The sequence below is a fragment of the Nostoc sp. NMS7 genome, from assembly GCF_017115085.1.
GTDB lineage: Bacteria > Cyanobacteriota > Cyanobacteriia > Cyanobacteriales > Nostocaceae > Nostoc.
This window is the reverse complement of the sequence record NZ_JABXKJ010000237.1, coordinates 12834-29835: the sequence shown is the minus strand read 5'-3', so window position 1 is coordinate 29835 and position 17002 is coordinate 12834. Positions and strand designations below refer to the sequence as shown.

The 17002-nt window shown below is 42.1% G+C and carries 17 protein-coding genes; 4 read left to right on the top strand and 13 right to left on the bottom strand.

Annotated elements, in window-relative coordinates:
- Positions 1 to 129 precede the first annotated feature (129 nt).
- From HWQ38_RS31115 to HWQ38_RS31100, 4 genes are all read right to left on the bottom strand, one after another.
- Positions 130 to 3078: a methyl-accepting chemotaxis protein gene (locus HWQ38_RS31115; protein ID WP_292801561.1), complete on the bottom strand. Its 2949-nt coding sequence runs from the start codon at positions 3076 to 3078 to the stop codon at positions 130 to 132.
- Positions 3075 to 3605, bottom strand: a complete 531-nt coding sequence (locus HWQ38_RS31110; RefSeq protein WP_292801559.1) for a chemotaxis protein CheW — start codon at positions 3603 to 3605, stop codon at positions 3075 to 3077. The genes HWQ38_RS31115 and HWQ38_RS31110 overlap by 4 nt, the downstream gene beginning before the upstream one ends.
- A gap of 13 nt (positions 3606 to 3618) precedes the next feature.
- Entirely contained in the window at positions 3619 to 3984 is a 366-nt protein-coding gene (locus HWQ38_RS31105; protein WP_292801557.1) for a response regulator, read from the bottom strand.
- A gap of 377 nt (positions 3985 to 4361) precedes the next feature.
- Entirely contained in the window at positions 4362 to 5540 is a 1179-nt protein-coding gene (locus HWQ38_RS31100; RefSeq protein ID WP_292801555.1) for a response regulator, read from the bottom strand.
- A 532-nt stretch (positions 5541 to 6072) separates the two neighbouring features.
- Between HWQ38_RS31100 and hmpF the strand changes: the two genes are divergently transcribed.
- The 3 genes from hmpF (at position 6073) to HWQ38_RS31085 (ending at position 8538) form a co-directional block, all read left to right on the top strand.
- Complete coding sequence (hmpF, locus tag HWQ38_RS31095; protein WP_292801553.1) at positions 6073 to 7833, top strand: pilus motility taxis protein HmpF; 1761 nt, start codon at positions 6073 to 6075, stop codon at positions 7831 to 7833.
- A gap of 95 nt (positions 7834 to 7928) precedes the next feature.
- Positions 7929 to 8174, top strand: a complete 246-nt coding sequence (locus tag HWQ38_RS31090; RefSeq protein ID WP_292767217.1) for a DUF433 domain-containing protein — start codon at positions 7929 to 7931, stop codon at positions 8172 to 8174.
- Positions 8175 to 8181: 7 nt separating this feature from the next.
- On the top strand, positions 8182 to 8538 hold the full coding sequence (locus HWQ38_RS31085; protein WP_292801551.1) for a DUF5615 family PIN-like protein: 357 nt from the start codon (positions 8182 to 8184) through the stop codon (positions 8536 to 8538).
- A gap of 174 nt (positions 8539 to 8712) precedes the next feature.
- Here HWQ38_RS31085 and HWQ38_RS31080 read toward each other — a convergent pair whose 3' ends face one another.
- From HWQ38_RS31080 to HWQ38_RS31055, 6 genes are all read right to left on the bottom strand, one after another.
- Positions 8713 to 8886 (bottom strand): hypothetical protein, encoded by a 174-nt coding sequence (locus tag HWQ38_RS31080; protein ID WP_292801549.1) that lies wholly within the window; start codon positions 8884 to 8886, stop codon positions 8713 to 8715.
- Positions 8887 to 8976: 90 nt separating this feature from the next.
- Positions 8977 to 9114 carry a hypothetical protein gene (locus tag HWQ38_RS31075; RefSeq protein ID WP_292801547.1) on the bottom strand — a complete coding sequence of 46 codons (138 nt, stop codon included), beginning with the start codon at positions 9112 to 9114 and terminating at the stop codon, positions 8977 to 8979.
- On the bottom strand, positions 9098 to 9397 hold the full coding sequence (locus tag HWQ38_RS31070; protein WP_292801739.1) for a type II toxin-antitoxin system HigB family toxin: 300 nt from the start codon (positions 9395 to 9397) through the stop codon (positions 9098 to 9100). The genes HWQ38_RS31075 and HWQ38_RS31070 overlap by 17 nt, the downstream gene beginning before the upstream one ends.
- Before the next feature lie 30 nt (positions 9398 to 9427).
- Positions 9428 to 10444: a tRNA lysidine(34) synthetase TilS gene (tilS, locus tag HWQ38_RS31065; RefSeq protein ID WP_292801545.1), complete on the bottom strand. Its 1017-nt coding sequence runs from the start codon at positions 10442 to 10444 to the stop codon at positions 9428 to 9430.
- Positions 10445 to 10450: 6 nt separating this feature from the next.
- Positions 10451 to 11236 (bottom strand): Uma2 family endonuclease, encoded by a 786-nt coding sequence (locus HWQ38_RS31060; protein ID WP_366933361.1) that lies wholly within the window; start codon positions 11234 to 11236, stop codon positions 10451 to 10453.
- Positions 11175 to 12674 (bottom strand): family 10 glycosylhydrolase, encoded by a 1500-nt coding sequence (locus HWQ38_RS31055; RefSeq protein WP_292801543.1) that lies wholly within the window; start codon positions 12672 to 12674, stop codon positions 11175 to 11177. The genes HWQ38_RS31060 and HWQ38_RS31055 overlap by 62 nt, the downstream gene beginning before the upstream one ends.
- Before the next feature lie 593 nt (positions 12675 to 13267).
- On the opposite strand from HWQ38_RS31055, the gene HWQ38_RS31050 reads away from it, so the two are divergent.
- The gene (locus tag HWQ38_RS31050; protein ID WP_292801541.1) at positions 13268 to 14194 is read left to right on the top strand and encodes an ABC transporter substrate-binding protein; all 927 of its coding nucleotides are present in this window, start codon (positions 13268 to 13270) and stop codon (positions 14192 to 14194) included.
- 81 nt (positions 14195 to 14275) lie between these two features.
- Here the strand turns inward: HWQ38_RS31050 and msrA are convergent, their stop codons facing one another.
- From msrA to HWQ38_RS31035, 3 genes are all read right to left on the bottom strand, one after another.
- Positions 14276 to 14956, bottom strand: coding sequence for a peptide-methionine (S)-S-oxide reductase MsrA (gene msrA, locus HWQ38_RS31045; protein ID WP_292801539.1), 681 nt, complete (start codon positions 14954 to 14956; stop codon positions 14276 to 14278).
- Between the two features lie 246 nt (positions 14957 to 15202).
- Complete coding sequence (locus tag HWQ38_RS31040; RefSeq protein WP_292801537.1) at positions 15203 to 16171, bottom strand: FTR1 family protein; 969 nt, start codon at positions 16169 to 16171, stop codon at positions 15203 to 15205.
- 347 nt (positions 16172 to 16518) lie between these two features.
- The gene (locus HWQ38_RS31035) at positions 16519 to 16953 is read right to left on the bottom strand and encodes a ferritin-like domain-containing protein (protein WP_292801535.1); all 435 of its coding nucleotides are present in this window, start codon (positions 16951 to 16953) and stop codon (positions 16519 to 16521) included.
- Positions 16954 to 17002: the final 49 nt, after the last annotated feature.

The window sequence follows — 17002 nt, the reverse complement described above, 5'->3', positions numbered from 1 at the left end:
TTTTAGTCATTGGTCATTGGTCATTGGTCATTAGTCATTGGTCATTGGTCATTGGTCATTGGTCATTGGTCATTAGTCATTAGTCATTGGTCATTAGGAAATAACAAACGACAAAGGACAAATGACAATTTATCTGATTTCCATAGTTTCCACTCGGAAACGTTCAACGGAAGCGATCAAGTCACGGGATACACCTACTAAGTGTTGTAGGGCACCTGAAACTCGCTGTGCTTCCTGGGAAGTTTCTTGGGCGGTGAGTTCTACTGATTGCATTACATGAGCGACAGCGCGGGAGGTTTCAGTTTGTTCCACAGTGTCGCTGGTAATCGAGCGTACAAGAATATCGATGCGATTCGCCACTTGAATAATGTTTTCGAGCGATCGCTTGGCTTCTTCTGCCAATTTTGTGCCTTTAATTACTTGTTGTGTGCCTTCTTCCATCGCGGTCATTACTGAGCCTGTTTCGCTTTGGATTTGCATCACAATTTGTTCAATCTCCTTCAGGGATTTAGCAGATTTGTCTGCTAACTGGCGCACTTCATCGGCGACGATCGCAAACCCGCGTCCAGCTTCTCCCGCCCTTGCCGCCTCAATACTAGCATTGAGTGCCAGCAAGTTTGTTCTGGAAGCAATCTGGGAAATCAACGCCACAATTTTAGAAATTTCTTGGGAAGATTCCGCCAACCGCTTCACTTTTCGGGTGGTTTCGGCAACGGTTTCTCGAATTTCTAAAATCCCCGCCACAGTATTTTCTACTGCTTCTCCACCTTTGATAGCGATCGTACTAGCATCACGGGCGACGGTTTCGGCTTCCCGCGCCGCCTCTGCTACCCGTTGAATCGAGTCAGTCATTACCTGTACAGAATTCAGCGTTACTGCCAACTCTTCTGCTTGGCGCAAAGCATCACCAGATAAGGCTCTAGCAAAGGTTTCAGAGTTGGTTGCACCTTTTGTCACATCCTTGGCTGCCACTTTTACTTGTTGGACGATATCTCGGAGGTTTTGAATTGTCAGGTTAAAAGCATCAGCTACGGCACCTAGTACGTCGGCTGTCACTTCCGCTTGGACTGTTAAATCTCCTCTAGCAGCTCCTTCCACATCATCCAATAAACGAATTACCTGGCGTTGCAAGTTTTCTTTGGCTTCCTCTTGTTCATCGGCTTTGCGTTGGACTTCACTTGTGGTCGTGAAAATTACCCGCGCCATTTCATTAAAGCCAGTAGCTAAATGCCCCAATTCATCTTCAGAAAACACTGTGGCTTGAGCATTCAGATTTCCTTGACGTACAGCTTCAAATTGAGCTTGGAGATCATCAGTTGTGCGCCGAATTTGTTTAAGTGCCAGATTCCCCATGAAGCCTGCGGTACTAAAACCTGCAATCCCAGCTGCTAGTGACATCGCCCAACCTGTGTTTCGGACTGGTTCTCGTTGTTGGGCTGGCGAAAATGTGGTGGCGACAAAGCTAACAGTGGCGACAACCAGCGCCGAGACAATGCCTACACTTCCAGCAATTAGCCATTGTTTCCTTTCTATGGAGGCATTTTCTAATGGTGCTAACCAGCCTTGCTCGACGTTAACGTTGGGTTCTAGTTTCGAGACATCTGTTTGGCTAAAGACTGGAACTGCTTCATGGGAACCAGTCATCGAGAATAGTTCTTCTTCGCGATCGCTAGCTGCATTATTTAAAAAAGCCTCGGCGCTTTCAGGGCGTCCGCTGCCACTAGTTTCTGCTCGATCAGAATGCCTTGCTAGATCACCGAAATTAGAATCTCCTTCCATCAAGTCAAAGCCAGGAATGTTGCCTAAATCGTCAAATTCCTCAAAGTCATCTAAAAACTCAATATTGCTCTGAGAATTTTCTCCATTTAGTATATTGTTTGAGTCTTCATAAGAGCTTGACACCTCGGAGCCAAAGGCCGATTCAAATGCTTCTATATCAAAAATTTCATCGTCATCAAAGCCATTTTTAGCGATAATTTCACTTGATTTTACCTGCTTTTTTTCCAGAGGGAGATTGCTGCTAAAAGATGAAGAATCATCTGATAAATCCGCCACAAAACCCGTCTCTGTTGGTTTCAACCAATTATCTGTTTCGGTTTGCGGCAAATCATGTTGACTGCTGGATTCCAAGCTATTTGTTGCGGCTGAACCATTTCTAAGTTCTTCTTCAACAATCAGTAAAGTTTCCTCTCCAAAATTAGATTTTTTATATTCTAAATTTCCAATACTAAGCTCTGGAGACTTTGGTTCACTCAAAAAATCAGATAAATTATTCTCGCTATTGCCAGTTGGGAAATTAGAATCTGAAGAATTATTATTGTCAATAGCTGAATTTTCATGAACAGAATTTATCCCCTGCTCTGAGAAATGACTATTTACTAATGGTTCTTCCAGACTATCTTCTGATAAATCTTCTTGCCAAAAAGCAGGTAACTCTAATTCGGTTTTCTCCTCATTCTTGCGATTGGACTCTTCTTCCTGTGATTCTTCATTGAAGGCAAAAGGGTCGTCACCAACAGATGTAGAATAATCTGATATTTTTACTGTTCCAATACTATCTTCTGTAGGGATGTCAAATGGACTTTTTGAAGATAGCTCTTCAACGCCATTCACAGTTTCTTGATTCTCTCCAAAAAAGTTCAAATCAAGGTTACTGCTGTCAAAATCCTCACTAATGCCTAAATCTTCTAATTCATGTTCGCGATCTGCGAGTGCATCAGACATCTCTGGGGAATTTATTTGCTCTTGACTTCCTGATGTATCAATCTCCCCACTGAATGACTGTAAATATTGATTGATATTCTCAATTCCACTATTGGCAAAACCAATAATTTCTTGATCGTCAGTCAAGCATAATACCTTTTTATATTCTTCTTTTGCGACATCGTATTGCTGCAAAACACAGTAGATGTGACCCCGCAACAAATGAGAGTTAGGGTCATTTGGGTAATTTTGCACCACTTGGTCAACTAAAGTGGCGGCAACCTCATAATTCGTTTGAACATAGGCGTTCATCGCCTGTTGATATGTTGGCTCGTGATTATCAATACTTGCTGCCATTTCCTCCTCCAATTTCATCCTGCCCACCTAGCACTCCGTAAAATTGCCATTTGATCGAGTAGTCGTAGAGACTGATTATTTTTAGCACGTAATAACCACTCTCCACGTAAAAAAGGAGCCATAGTATCGGGAACATTATTTGGTGGGATGAGATTCTGGACATCGAGCCAATCCATACCACCGATTTCCTCTACTGCTAAACCCACTATTGTGTCTTGCTCTTCAATGGCAATCACTGGAATTTCAGCTCTATCTGTGTTTAATGCAGTTGCTTCCCCAAGAAATTGACCCAAATCAGCCACCCAAATAACTCGACCTCGTAAATTTAGAGTACCCAAAAGTAAAGGAGAAGCATTCGGAATTGGGGTGATTCTATCAGGGCTTAGTTCAATTACCTCCCGGATGCCAGTTGCTTGTAGTGCAAACTCCTGATGCGAGGCAATGTAAAACCTCAAATGTAACTCACCTTCAGGACTTTCTACTTGTAATTCCGGTCGGAAATGGTCTTGACCACTGCCAGTTAAAAAGTCCGGTTTACTGACCATATTACTTTTATCCTTATCCTCGCAGCAGTTGTTTAACTGTTCCCACCAACTCGGTTGGTTGAAATGGTTTAGCTATATAGGCGTCTGCCCCCTGCTTCATCCCCCAATAGCGATCAAATTCTTCGCCCTTGGAAGAACACATCACCACAGGGACATTTTGGGTTTTTGGATCGGATTTTAACCGCCGACAAACTTCGTAACCGTTCATCCGGGGCATGACAATATCCAATACCACTAAATCGGGAGGTGCTATTTGAATTGCCTCCAATGCTTCTAATCCGTCACTGGCATGGGTAACAGTTAAGCCACTTGCTTTTAGGAGGTCTGTAATCATCTCCCTTTGCGCGATACTATCTTCCACAATCAGAACTGTACTCATAAGTGTCTATCTACCTCCTGATGTAGACGTTCCTAGTTGGAACATTCCCTGATTCCTCCGCAAGTATTAACTGTATAAATTTATTCTAGTTTTTCACTATTTTCCTGGATATGACCTTTCACTGAGTTAGCTGACTCTGTGATAACATTTTTTATCTGATATTTTACTAGATCAACAAATCTTGGATCTTTTTATGTACTCTATGTCCCTCAGGAGTACTGAGTTAGGAGTTAGGAGAGACGCGATTAATCGCGTCTGTACAGGAGTTAGGAGTCAAGTGATTAATAACTAATGCCCAATACTTCTCTTCTTAGGCTGCGCCAACGACTTCGCTACTTCGACGCCGCTCAGTACAAGTCAGTACAAGTGCCCAATTTTCATTGGTTGTTGATATATTTCTCTACGAGCATAAGTAACTCAGTGTCTGTAAACGGTTTTGTTAAATAATCTGTTGCCCCGACCATGCTAGCTTTGACTCGATCAATAAATCCATCTTTACCAGTAAGCATAATAATCGGTATGAGCCGAAATGCTGTTGAATGTCGCAGCATGGCACAAACCTCGTAACCTTCCAATTCCGGCATGGCAATGTCGCATAAAATCAAATCCGGTTTGAGTTGAAAAACCAGACTCAGTGCCTCTAAGGGATTGGTGAGAGCGATCGCTTCATAACCTTGTGGTTGTAGGATGGAATTTATAGTTTCACCGATAGCGATCGCATCGTCAATAGATACTATCCGCCCCTTGTGTTTTCCCTTCAATTCGCCGCTAGCCGTCTGAGTCTCTGGTTTAGCTGTGACTGAATATACTAGTTGTAGCCAACCCTGTTGCACATATGGATATATTGCTTTAGCGACTGTCAAAATGTCTCGGTTGAGATAGCGAGCCAGTTGACGCAAGGAGGTTTTCCCATCAGCCCAATGTTCTAGCTTATTCACGGTTGCTTCTGATAGCGAAGATTGGAGCCGAACTTTGTCAGATAGCACTGGAAATTGTTCTGGAGACTGAATGTGTGGATAGAACTGCTTCCACTCTTGCACCTGCTTGGTAATTTTTGTAACAAAAGCCGCAATCTCGAAAGTGTTTAATTGCGGGGCAAGTGCCGCACCCTGATGAAAGATGAAGTTACCTTGGTGTAAGCTCAACAGGTCAAAAAGGGTTTCATGCACCAAGCCGTGAATGATACTACCAGCTATCTTTGGGTTGATGATATTCCGCTCCAAGAGTGCCCAAAGATAGGTATACTCTGAAGTATCGGTTGATGGTAAGGAGGCAATTTGTTTGTCGGTGAGTCGCATCTCAACTCGGTAATGACGTAAATAATCCGTGATTCGGGATAAACTACTCTCGCCTTCTTGGCAATAGATAATTTGACCATTCAGGAAAAATACGAACCAAGACTGTTGTTTGAGGCGATATTTGCTAGCTCTGTCTCCACCCAGTTTGTGGTGATGGTGAGAACTAGTAGCTTCTACCCATAGTTCCCCAGTTCGCTGTCCTAACTCAATCAATTGCAAGATACTGCAAATATCAATTTCATTTAAATTTCCCTGCATTTATCTAAAAAGTACTCCTTGTAATCCCGTTAATATTATTATTTATTAATTTAGGACTTACGCAAAACTATACGCACTCTGGGGCAATTCATGTAGCTTTAGCTGACCGCAAGGTATTGCCCCTACCTAAAAATCATTCTTTTCAGCTATTGTTTGCGTAAGTCCTGTAATTGTGTTTCGCAATTTTTCCATTTTTTGAGTAGGTAGTTTAAGTATTGATTATCGGGTATTGGAAAGATTATTACCCTGTTCCTTATTCTCATCCGAGAATACATTAAGCTATAAACCTTCATCTTTCGTAATACACTTCGACAAAGCTAGTGTTAACACGGAAGTCATCATCACTGTCATCAGTACAAAATATAAAGGCGCGGCCAAGACGCTTTTATAAGTATCAAGATGTAATATCTCGCGTCTCTAGTTTTGTCTGTCTTGTTCTCCTAAACTTCGGTTCAGTCAGACAAGTTAACAGAATTATTTCAGGTATATCCCAAAACACGAACTTTAAGTGCATCAATAAAGGACTAACGGTGTGCTGTATTTAGCAGAAGTACAAAAACAGAAAGGTGGTTTACTCGGTGGCGGTGCTAAAACCGAACTGAAACTGCTAGCTTGTCAGCGAACAGACCAGAATTGGAGTACTGTCTCCGAAGATGTGATTCCGGCTGAGGACGCAAGCAAATTAAATGATGGTGCTTTGGTACTGGTTGAACTGAATCCGAATCGTCAAGTGCAGCGAATTCAAGAAGCAGGGCGTCCACTAGTCAACATTTTGCAGAATTTTTCCCGCCAATTGGAGAAATTTAAGCTCAAGGAAGATGAGATTGATCAGTGGAAGCAGTCGCTGACGTTTCAGGCGCAAGAGTTGAATCGCCGTGAAATGGACATGGAAGTACGATCAGAACAGTTGCAAGAAATGGAGGATGAGTCGCAACGTCTGGAGGAGCAAAAACAGGAAGTTGACACCTCGCGCCAGGAAATTGAACGGTTACAAGCAGAAGTTAAGCGCAATCGCCAGGAGTTGGAAGGCGCTTGGGAGCAATTGCAGGGTGAGCAGCGTCGCCTAGAGGAACGTCAAGCGGATTTTCAACAAGGGACGGTTTTGGATGAGGAGCAAAGTCGGGTGATGAGTGAGTTACTCGATCGCTTGTCTAGTTCTGCTGCGCCCACGGAAACAGTCAGAGAACACCTACATCTGGCCTTTGAATTGGTTGAAAAACAGCAAGGGACTTTAACCCCGCATTGGCAAAAATTGGAGGAGCAAAAAATTGCGATCGCTCAACAGCAAGCAGAAGTTGAGGGTTTGTCACAAAACTTTAGCGATCGCCAAAACGCATTGGAACAAGCACAAAACTCTCTAGCTCAGCACACAGCACAATTGCAGGTGAATACAGCAGACCTTACCAGCAAGCAAGAGTATGCTCGGATAATCAAAGAGCAGTTACGAAACCAAGAAGAGTTATATCAACAGATTCAGTCTTTGGCTGCAACATCTGGTGATCTAGTTCTCGGTCAGCAAGTTGATGTGGAAGCTTTGGAGAAAAAGCCTTTAGAAGAACTACAAAAAATAGTGCAAGACTTGCAATATAAGGTGGAAATAGACGCTAGCTTTGTTCAGGATCAAGAACAAGAACTGAAATATAAACAAGAAACTATACAAGAACTCCAAACTAAAATAAATCACGCATCTGACCATGACCAGATCAATTTGGAATTGGAACTAACGGATGAACAAGACCTCTATCAGATGCTAAACTCCAGTTTGGTGGGACAACGCCGCAATATGTTACAGCATCAGGAGTTTCTCAAGCAACACCAAGCTGTACTGTTACGGCGACAAGGATATACTGTTGCTGAAGAAGAAGTTAACAACAAAATTAATTTAGAACCGATTCTGTTACAAATTGAAACCCAGCGACAACAATATTCAGAGGAAATCCAAAAGTTAGAACGTGAGATTGAGCAGATCCGAGATGGTATTGAACTAAATCAGGGAATGATTGACAATCAAACTCACGATTTGGATGGAAAACGCCAAGAACTCAAAGCGATCGAAGAAAACTTGCTATCCCTGCGAAGAACAACTGCTGAATGCTGTGGTCGAGTGAATCTCTATGAAGAAGCACTACAACCAATTCAGGATTGTCTAGATGGCTTACGGCAAAAGCTGCAAGAAATTGGAGAATCTTTGGATCAATTTCAGGAAACTGGTGATTCTCAACTGCAAGCGATCGCACAGTTGCGCCATACTCTCCAAAGTTTAATGTCTCAGCCAGAATTAATGGCGTCTTAACAAGTTAGGAGTTAGGAGTTATAGCGGTTCCCAGGTGCATGAAGTACATCATATGCTATATGTCACTGGCAAATTATCAGAGGTAGGTAGTAAAGATGAACGATGAAAAATTACTAGAACGCATTAAGTTTGACAAAAATATTTTGGCTGGGAAACCAATTATTCGGGGATTAAGAATACCAGTAGCAATGATTTTAGAATTATTAGCCAAGGGTTCTACTAATCAAGAAATTCTTGAAGATTACCCGGAATTAGAACCAGAAGATATACAAGCAGCCTTATTTTATGCTTATTATCTTGTTTCTCAAGAAGAGGTCTTAGACAGAGTGACTGCACCTTAGACCATATATGAAATTTTTAATCGATGTCAATGCTAGTCGCACCTTGGGTAATTGGTTGCAAGAAATGGGTCATGAAGTGGTTTATGTAGGTGACACTGACCCCGAAATGAAAGACGAGGATATTTTAAAATGGGCAGTTATGGAAGAAAGAATTATTATGACGACAGATAATGACTTTGAACAGATGATTTGGCAGCAGAGAAAGCGTCATTGTGGAATTTTACGTTTAGAAAATTTACCTCTTGAAGCTAGGAAGATGTTATTAATAGATGTTTTAAAGTTACATAGCGAAGATTTACTTAATGGCAGAATCGTGATTGCTATGAAAAATAAGTTTCGGATTCGTCAGGCTAATTTTGAATAGGTTGCTTAAGAATAACTGATATTATGTCAAAGTGACTATGGATACGTATAGCAATCCTAAATGAATTACGAACAAAAAGATCCCTGACTTCTTCAAGAAGTCGGGGCTCTCTCTCTTTAACTCAATACCCTAACTTATTTTTTTTGGGCTTTAGCCCAACTACGAACTAAGTTATTATTCCATGAATAAACTAGATTCTACATGAAAAAACTCTCCCAGCTTACGCGCTTGTTCTGTAGTTATTTTTTCTTGTCCATTTAAAATATTATCAAGTAAATCTTCTGTCCCTAAAACCGCTACTAAATCATCTCTACTTCTCTCAGATTCTTCTAAAATAAATAACAACATAGATACAGGATTATTTTGCTGGCTTTGCTGATAATATTCTTGTTCAAACTTTTCAATTAAAGTAATTAATAACTGATAAAGTTCGTCTTCTTATGGGGTGCGTTTCCGGTGCATTAAATCTTCCACTATCCCTAAAGCTTGCTCATTCTCAGCTTCACTTTTTATCAGCTTGGGAAGATAAGCTGTTAATAATTCCTTGTATTTCTCTGGATTAAAAGTAAGGGTCATCTTTCCAGTTCTCCTTGTCGTATTCCGCATGGGTGAGGATATACTTAATATAAATTAACTGACCTTGATAATCTATACTAACAATCAAGCGATATTTATTTCCTTTAATATTGAAAACTGTAAAATTACCAAGAGCTTCAGCTTTGGGAAAAACCTGCTGTACTTCAACTAAATTTGACCATTTCGCTTTAGTAGCAACTTTATACCAATTGTTTAATGCTTCCTGACAATCTGCATGGGTTTCTGCATATTTTCTTAATATTCTAAAACTAATAATGTGGATCGTCCCTGAAAACAAAAAGACTTTAAATAACTATTTCAACCAGATCCAGTCGCCTTCTACTTGAGCGATCGCACCACCGGGAAATGGATCAGTTTGCGATCGGTTAGGCGCTATAATTAAAGCCGTTAATTTTTCGATGTGTTCAAAACTGGGCGCATCAGTCAGTATTTGCTGCAATACCTGACGCATCACCCGACGTTGCAACGCCAGTGGTGCTTTCTGCAATACCCGACGATTTAACCTCAAGGGAAAAGCAAAGGGAGATGAGGAGGATGAGGAAGATATTACTCCCTCATCTCCCTCATCTCCCATCGCCCCATCCCGCAACTGCTGGGCAGCTTTTTCTAAATATTCCACTTCCGCTTGGAGAAGTTCTGCTGTTTGGGCTAATGCTGATTCTACTTGGGGGTTGAAATTTTCCCGCAAATATGGTAATAACTCTTGGCGAATGCGGTTGCGGGCATATTGCAAATCTTGATTGGTGGAATCTTCCCAAATTGGTAATTTAAATTCTTGACAAAATTGCTCTGTTTGTATTCGCGTGATTTCTAAAAGTAGACGCACTAACATAATCTCTGGAGTTAGAGGGCGTTGCCAAGTCAGGGCTTGTAAGCCATCAGCACCGGTACCGCGAATTAAATTGTAGAGGAGAGTTTCGGCGCGATCGCTGGCGGTGTGTCCTGTAACTATATATTGATAATTATTTGCCTGAGCGATCGCACTTAAAGCTTGATAACGCCAATCGCGTGCAGCAGCTTCACTATTTACCGGAGCGATCGCTGTTTCTAAATAAAAGGATATACCCCAAGTTTTAGCTAAGTTTTCGACGTGATGAGCATTAGCTTGGGAGTCAGAACGCCAGCGATGATCACAGTGAGCGATACCTAAATGCCATCCCCATCTGGATTGTAAATCTAAAAGTAATTTTATTAAACATAAAGAATCTTGTCCGCCAGAGACAGCGACTAATAGCCTTTGGTTGCGCTCAAATAAGTGGCGCGATCGAATGGTGCGATGTATTTTTGCGTGTAAGGGAGTCCATACCATTTCTTCTCATAGTTTTTGGATTTGACTTGCAGCCACAACTTCTTTAACAGTTAAAGCTAGTTCGGGGAAAGTAGTAGAGAGAATGCGGTCATTACCCGTAAACTTTTGGACTTGATACTGACCGTCAACCAACTGATAAACAAAAATTGTGGGGAGTTTGGGATTACCGAGATAAGCACGAGAAGCGATCGCCAGATAATCTACAATCCAATATTCAGGGATACAAAGCCGATGATACTCATCTAATTTATCAACATAATCATCATCCCAGTTTGTTGAGGTGACTTCCACAGCAAGTTGAATCGGCTCAATCAGCGCTCCGTAGGCTAGAACATTGCTGTTCCACTGTGAACCACTAACTACGCTCACATCTGGTTTTCTGCCTTGTTCTTGCCCAGTATCAGTAAACGTCCTAATGATCACATCTTTGTCAGCAATATAGTCTAATCCCAAGCGTCTAATTTCATCATTGAAAGCAAGCATTAAAAACCTTGCCACATTCTTGTGCGCTCTAGTTGGCTCGACTGCTATAATCTCTCCGTTGATCAGCTCGTAAATGCCACCATCAGGGTATTGTTCTAGAAACTCTTCAAAACTTAGTTTTTTAACTGGAGTCTGAACCATGCTAGAAATTCCTGGAATATCGGGAACGATTGGAAATCGGGGTGAGATGTCAAAAGGTGAAAGTTGAAAGGGAAATTCGATCCCTTTCACTACTTCGGGAATAAGTCTACTTAACCCGACAGAATTTGCGATCGCTATCACTCTCAGGATATTGCCAAGAATAGGCAAAATGGCTAACTCCCTTGAGTTGAGGGGCAAATTGTCGAAGTGCCTGCATTTGTACTTCTAGGGATGGACGATTACTGATCGATTTTCCCCACTGACCAGCTAAAGCCGGGATTATTTGCGTACCCGGTTTTGCCATACTCAAAACCCGTTGCACTTCCGTCACAATACAACTAACATTACCGCAACTCCCATATAACATGGGATGCCATTCCAATGTCGTCGGGAACCGATCCCAAGGTTGCAAACGGGAATCATAGCCTTGTCCTAAAGTTTGATTGCCTTCAGGGAAAAACACCACTCCTGTAGGAATACCTTGCTGCTTTGTGGGATAACTAGCGATGTTAACAAAATCTAGAATTCCTTGCATAGCGTGGGCAACGGCGAGCTGCCACAACTCCCATTGTAAAAGTGGCTGTCTATCGGTTGCAGGCAGGATTGGGTTTTGTGCTGGTGGAGGAATGCGTCCTTGCCAAAGGGGTTCCCCTTCCTGGGGATAAAGTTTATCGATTTCGGCTATATCTCCAGCAGTGACGTATCCCTTACTCAAAAAGCGGCGAATCAAGTCCAGCCCTTTATAATTCTGTGCCCGTTTAAATAAAGCTTCTTGGGTTGCAGGACTAAATAGCCATAAATCTGAAACTTTGGTGGCGATGGAATCACTTCCAGCTTGTCGGGGATAGCGCACGTAATCCAATAGCAAACCATCTGGGCGACGGCGCAAAACTTGTTGTACTAATTGATAATAATCGCGTTTTGCTTGCAGGTTGTAGGGGTCGATAAATACTTGAGAGCCGTTATCTACAACATAAAGGCTCGTTTGACCTTTGCCATTACGAGCGATCGCACCTTCTCTGTCTGGGTGCTGGGCATAAGTATAGCCGAAATTTATGGTAAACATCCAGGCGTAGACCTTCAAACCGCGTTGCCGACCTTTTTTAATTGCTGTGGCAAGTATATCCATGTTTTCTGCCCCTGGAGTGCGAATCACAGAAGGCCAAACCGTCGGGTTAGCTCTTGCTGGCAATAATACCTGTCCGTCGTAAAATACTTCCAAATAAACTTGGTTATAGCCACGGTTAACAATCCGATCCATAATCTGATCAATTGTTCCTGGGCGAATGTCACAGGGATACAAGCGCAACCAAATGGCTTGGACTTGCGGCCAAGTCCGAGTGCGGCACTCCTGTAATTCCTCTGCCTGTTTTTCTACCATATTTTGGTAGCGCGTTTGAGCATCTTCATTGCCTTTGAGGGCTGACAAACGCAAGTTTTCTTTTTCTTGCACCGCCGTTGATGATAACTGACAATACTCAGTTCCTTGCGCCCTTGCTGGTTCGCTTCCCAAGTTGGGGAGTAACGAACTAGTAGTGAAAACAACAGCGAATAGACACCGCCAAAATAATGTTGCTCTTGCAACGTTCAAGGAATGGTTAGACATACCTACCAGTAGATGGACACATTAACAATTCAAAATTCAAAATTCAAAATTCAAAATTGAAGAAAGTTTCAGATTCTTATTTCTGAGCGGAGTCGGAGCCAGCGTTCGGCCTACAGCCCTTCTCCTAAAGGAGACGCTACGCGAACGGGCATCCTACGGCGGGCGTCTCCCCTTGGGAGAAACTCTGAGCTACGTGTTGACGATCGCGCTTAAACCCTTTAATTTACGATCATCATCGACCCCAACTCAGATAATTGTGGACAACGTGTATCGAATTATATAGTTAAGTAGTAAGGGTTTTAAAACCTATTTTTCAAGACCGCCAAACACCTATTTGTGTTGCCGCATTTTTTTATAAAGATATAAAGGGATACAGAGCAGTATAAAACACCTGAATACACTGCAAGCTTAGTCTCCTATTGGATAGATTTTGCCTCTACGTTGGTTAGTCAAAATCTGGCAAAACTAGTAGGATTTTTGAACCAAGAATAACCTGACTTTTAGCTCTGTGAACTAAAAGCAACATTTGCTATTTTTGAATGTGGTGCTGAGTATGCTTCTTAGTCCATTTTTATCCCAGAAGGAATTTTGATATGCATCGTCGTTGGCTCTTATCTGCTTTAGCACTTTTGATCAGTATAGTTTTAGCTGCTTGCACGACTGCAACCACTCAGCAGCCACAAACAAAAGTCATAAACCCTACTGAGACGACAAATATAAATTCTCAGCAATTACCCAAAGGATCAGCCAAAAGAGTTGTTGCTCTTTCTTCTCTTTCTGCTGACATTATCTCTCGACTTGATCCAACAAAAATTGTCGGAATTACTGGTAGTAGATTATTTAAGAATGACTCAAGATTCAAGGATATTTCCCGTGTTAGCGAAGGTCAAAATCCGCCAAATTTAGAAAAAGTGGTAGCACTAAAACCAGATTTAGTTATTGGTGCAGAAGGTTTTTATAACATCCCAATTCAAAAACTTCAGCAGCTAGGAATTCCGACCTTTCTCACTAAGGTGAATAACTGGAAATCTCTAGAAGAACTTACTAAAACACTTGCTAAATCAATTGACGCTGATCCTCAGCCTTTGTTAAATCGGTACAAAACTTTCTTGCCAGAAAAGCCAACTCCGGGTTTTTCTACTTTAGCGCTGGTTAGTCGTCAACCAATTTTAGCACCGAATAAAAATAGTTGGGCAGGGGATTTGCTGGCAAAATTCCAGGCGAAAAATATAGCAGCAGATTTACAAGGAAAAAGTCCAATTGCTGGCTATGTGACGCTTTCGGCTGAGAAAGTTTTAGAAGCAAATCCAGAGGTGATAATTTTGGTTAATCCCCCGCAAGGGAATTCCTCAGTAGCACTTTTGGATTCGCTGAAAAAAGAAGTTTTTTGGCAGCAACTCCAAGCAACTAAAAATAACCGAATCTATGTGTTTGATTATTTTGGACTGGTGAATCCAGGTAGTATAGATGCAATTGAAAAGGCTTGTCAGCAGCTTAAGGAAACGTTGTTTGCACCATAAGACATTTAGCTCAATAAATATCATTTAAAATCTCGTTTCCAGTTTCCAGGTTATAAGTAAGGGGGCGTGAATAATTAAAGCTTACTTCTTATATATATTGGGGAACTGTGATTGCAGTTGAGCCAACTTCGGCAAGTCATTTACTACCACGTAAGGGTAATTGGGATTGCGGTCAATAAAGTGTTGATGGTACTCTTCGGCTTGATAAAAACCATTCAAGGGAAGTAGTTGAGTCACTATCTGTTTATCAAAGATGTGTGCTTTGTTTAGTTGATTGATATAATCAAGGGCGACCCGCTTCTGCTCGTCGTTAGCAAAATAAATGACTGAACGATATTGCTTCCCTGAGTCTGGGCCTTGTCGATTCAACTGTGTTGGGTCATGTGCCACCAGAAAGTAAATTTTCAAAAGCTGCTTATATGAGATTTCTGATGGGTCATAAGTAATTTTTACTGACTCAGCATGACCAGTCAATCCAGAACTGACAAGTTCGTAGTTTGCCGTTGTTGCACTACCACCAGAAAAGCCGGAGACGACATCAGAAACACCTTTGAGATGCTCAAAAACCGCTTCCATTCCCCAAAAGCATCCTCCTGCGAGAACTGCTGTCTGTTTTCCCTTAACTGTAGAAGTTGAGATATCGGTAGCGGGATTAAAAAGTATTGCATAGGACGCACTACGCATTATTACAACAGATGTCAGCAAAATCAGCGACAAGCAGAGTAATAAGTATCGGGAGAGAGTAAAACTGCGAGTTGACATCAGACTTTAAAGCCCTCTGTTTATTGAATTGTTATCAGTATAAGATTCATTTCTGAAAGCAAGATTAAAAAGATATTAGAAGTTGCCTGAGAAGATGGTGAGAATTCTCGGACTTAGAGCTAAGACTTATGCAAAGCTACACCTACACAGGGTAGGGGCAATACCCTGCGGGAAGCTAAAGCTACATGAATTGCCTCTACAGGGTCTACTTTTGCGTAAGTCCTATCCTCTTCGATGACTGTGCTTTTAATCTTTTGCAGAACTAATTGGTTTTTGAGCAAAGGGGATATTTTTTTTACCTTCAGGAGAAGCACCTCCAAGGCTGCGGAAATACAGCCCGCCAATGGTGAGTAAAAAGGTCACATATCCCACTGCTTGCACAAGATAGAGATTGTCTGTATAACCAAATAAAGATTTGAGGATAATGCCAGGAAACTGTTCGTCAGGCAAGATTGGGGAAGTATTTGAAACCATTGGCCCCAAAATACAGGAGTGGACTTTAGTAAAGCGTTCGTAATAGAAACAAAGGTTTTCTGTGGCACGACTGCTAAGGGCAAGGTTAGCCACGGCGTCGTCAAAATGTTTCAAGGCTGAAACTACTAACCCAGCGACAATCAACACTAATAAAACGCCCATTACCTGGAAAAACTGGCGGATGTTAATTTTGACACCCCATTTAAATAGCAGCACCCCAATGGCGGATGCCGCTACCAAACCACCAATAGCACCCAAGGCTGGCATTAATCCCTGTTGAAAATTCGCAGCAACGAACAGAACAGTTTCAAAGCCTTCGCGGACAACGGCAATTAAAATTAAAGTAAAAACACCCCAACCAGCATTTGAATTTTGTGTCAGCGCTTCTGTTACCGCTCCTTCAACTGTAGCTTTCATGAATCTGGCTTGTTTAGTCATCCAGATTAGCATCCAACTGAGCATGGCGATCGCTAGCACACTAAACACACCTTCTAGCCCTGGCTCAACTACAGAGGTGTATTGAGGATTAACTGCTCCCAGTACTTGAATTACCCAACTGAATAGCACACCTATTAAGCCACTGATAACAATGCCAACGCCGACACCAGCATATACCCAAGAGTTCAGTCGAGATTGTTTAGCTTTTTTTAGCAAAGCTAGCACAATGCCAACAACAAGGGCTGCTTCCACTCCTTCTCGGAGTGTGATTACAAAAGTAGGTAGAGCAGTACTAAAATTCATCTTTTGTCCTTTGTCTTTTGTCCTTTGTCATTAGTCCCTAGCCAATAATTAATACTTCTCTACGAGAGGCTGCGCCAACGACAAAGCTACTTCGACCCAACTCTTGGAGACCCTTCTCTACGAGACGCTCCGCGTAGCTTGCTTCCACGAAGTGGTACGGCAAGCTCAGGGCATCGCGCTACGCGAACGGCAAAGCTCAGGGCAACGCGTCGCTCAGTACCCAACTCTTGGAGACGCTACGCGTAGCTTGCTTCCACGTTCGCGCAGCGTCCCGTAGGGAAGTGGTACGGCAAGCTCAGGGCAGGCAAAGTCAGTACAAGTGACTAATGACTAAGGACTAATGACTATTAGCTGAAATCGCGTAGCATCTTTTTCAGTTCGAGATTATGCATCTCTTCTTGCCCGATCATCCCACGAGCAAATTCTTCCAGATAAATGCTGGCATTGGTGACAGTTTCGAGCAACTTTTTATACAGATCCAATGCCTTTTTTTCATGGGATAAACTTTCTTCCAAGATATCCTTGACTTTATGCTGGTAGGTTTCTTCCATTGGGGCAATTTTCAGCGATGGATGCCCATCTAAACCGGTGAGAATTTCTCCCACTTGTTCGGCATGAAGTAAAGATTCACTCGCCTGTGCTTTGAAAAAGCCCACAATTGGAATACGGTTAGGGCCAGTGACCATCAAAGAATAATGTGTATAGCGGACTACCCCTGCTAGTTCAAATTCCATGATGGCGTTCAACAGGTCAATGGTTTTTTTGTGGTCAAGTTCTTGCATCAGTTGTTAGTTCAAGTAATCAATGGTGTGTAATTAGTTAGGAGTTGGA

Coding starts and splice junctions, on each gene's coding strand:
- HWQ38_RS31035 (WP_292801535.1), bottom strand. CDS start 16,953: ATGCAAGAACTTGACCACAAAAAAACCATTGACCTGTTGAACGCCATC.
- HWQ38_RS31040 (WP_292801537.1), bottom strand. CDS start 16,171: ATGAATTTTAGTACTGCTCTACCTACTTTTGTAATCACACTCCGAGAA.
- HWQ38_RS31050 (WP_292801541.1), top strand. CDS start 13,268: ATGCATCGTCGTTGGCTCTTATCTGCTTTAGCACTTTTGATCAGTATA.
- msrA (WP_292801539.1), bottom strand. CDS start 14,956: ATGTCAACTCGCAGTTTTACTCTCTCCCGATACTTATTACTCTGCTTG.
- HWQ38_RS31110 (WP_292801559.1), bottom strand. CDS start 3,605: ATGGTCAGTAAACCGGACTTTTTAACTGGCAGTGGTCAAGACCATTTC.
- HWQ38_RS31105 (WP_292801557.1), bottom strand. CDS start 3,984: ATGAGTACAGTTCTGATTGTGGAAGATAGTATCGCGCAAAGGGAGATG.
- HWQ38_RS31080 (WP_292801549.1), bottom strand. CDS start 8,886: ATGTTGTTATTTATTTTAGAAGAATCTGAGAGAAGTAGAGATGATTTA.
- HWQ38_RS31085 (WP_292801551.1), top strand. CDS start 8,182: ATGAAATTTTTAATCGATGTCAATGCTAGTCGCACCTTGGGTAATTGG.
- HWQ38_RS31115 (WP_292801561.1), bottom strand. CDS start 3,078: ATGAAATTGGAGGAGGAAATGGCAGCAAGTATTGATAATCACGAGCCA.
- HWQ38_RS31055 (WP_292801543.1), bottom strand. CDS start 12,674: ATGTCTAACCATTCCTTGAACGTTGCAAGAGCAACATTATTTTGGCGG.
- HWQ38_RS31090 (WP_292767217.1), top strand. CDS start 7,929: ATGAACGATGAAAAATTACTAGAACGCATTAAGTTTGACAAAAATATT.
- tilS (WP_292801545.1), bottom strand. CDS start 10,444: ATGGTATGGACTCCCTTACACGCAAAAATACATCGCACCATTCGATCG.
- HWQ38_RS31075 (WP_292801547.1), bottom strand. CDS start 9,114: ATGACCCTTACTTTTAATCCAGAGAAATACAAGGAATTATTAACAGCT.
- HWQ38_RS31100 (WP_292801555.1), bottom strand. CDS start 5,540: ATGCAGGGAAATTTAAATGAAATTGATATTTGCAGTATCTTGCAATTG.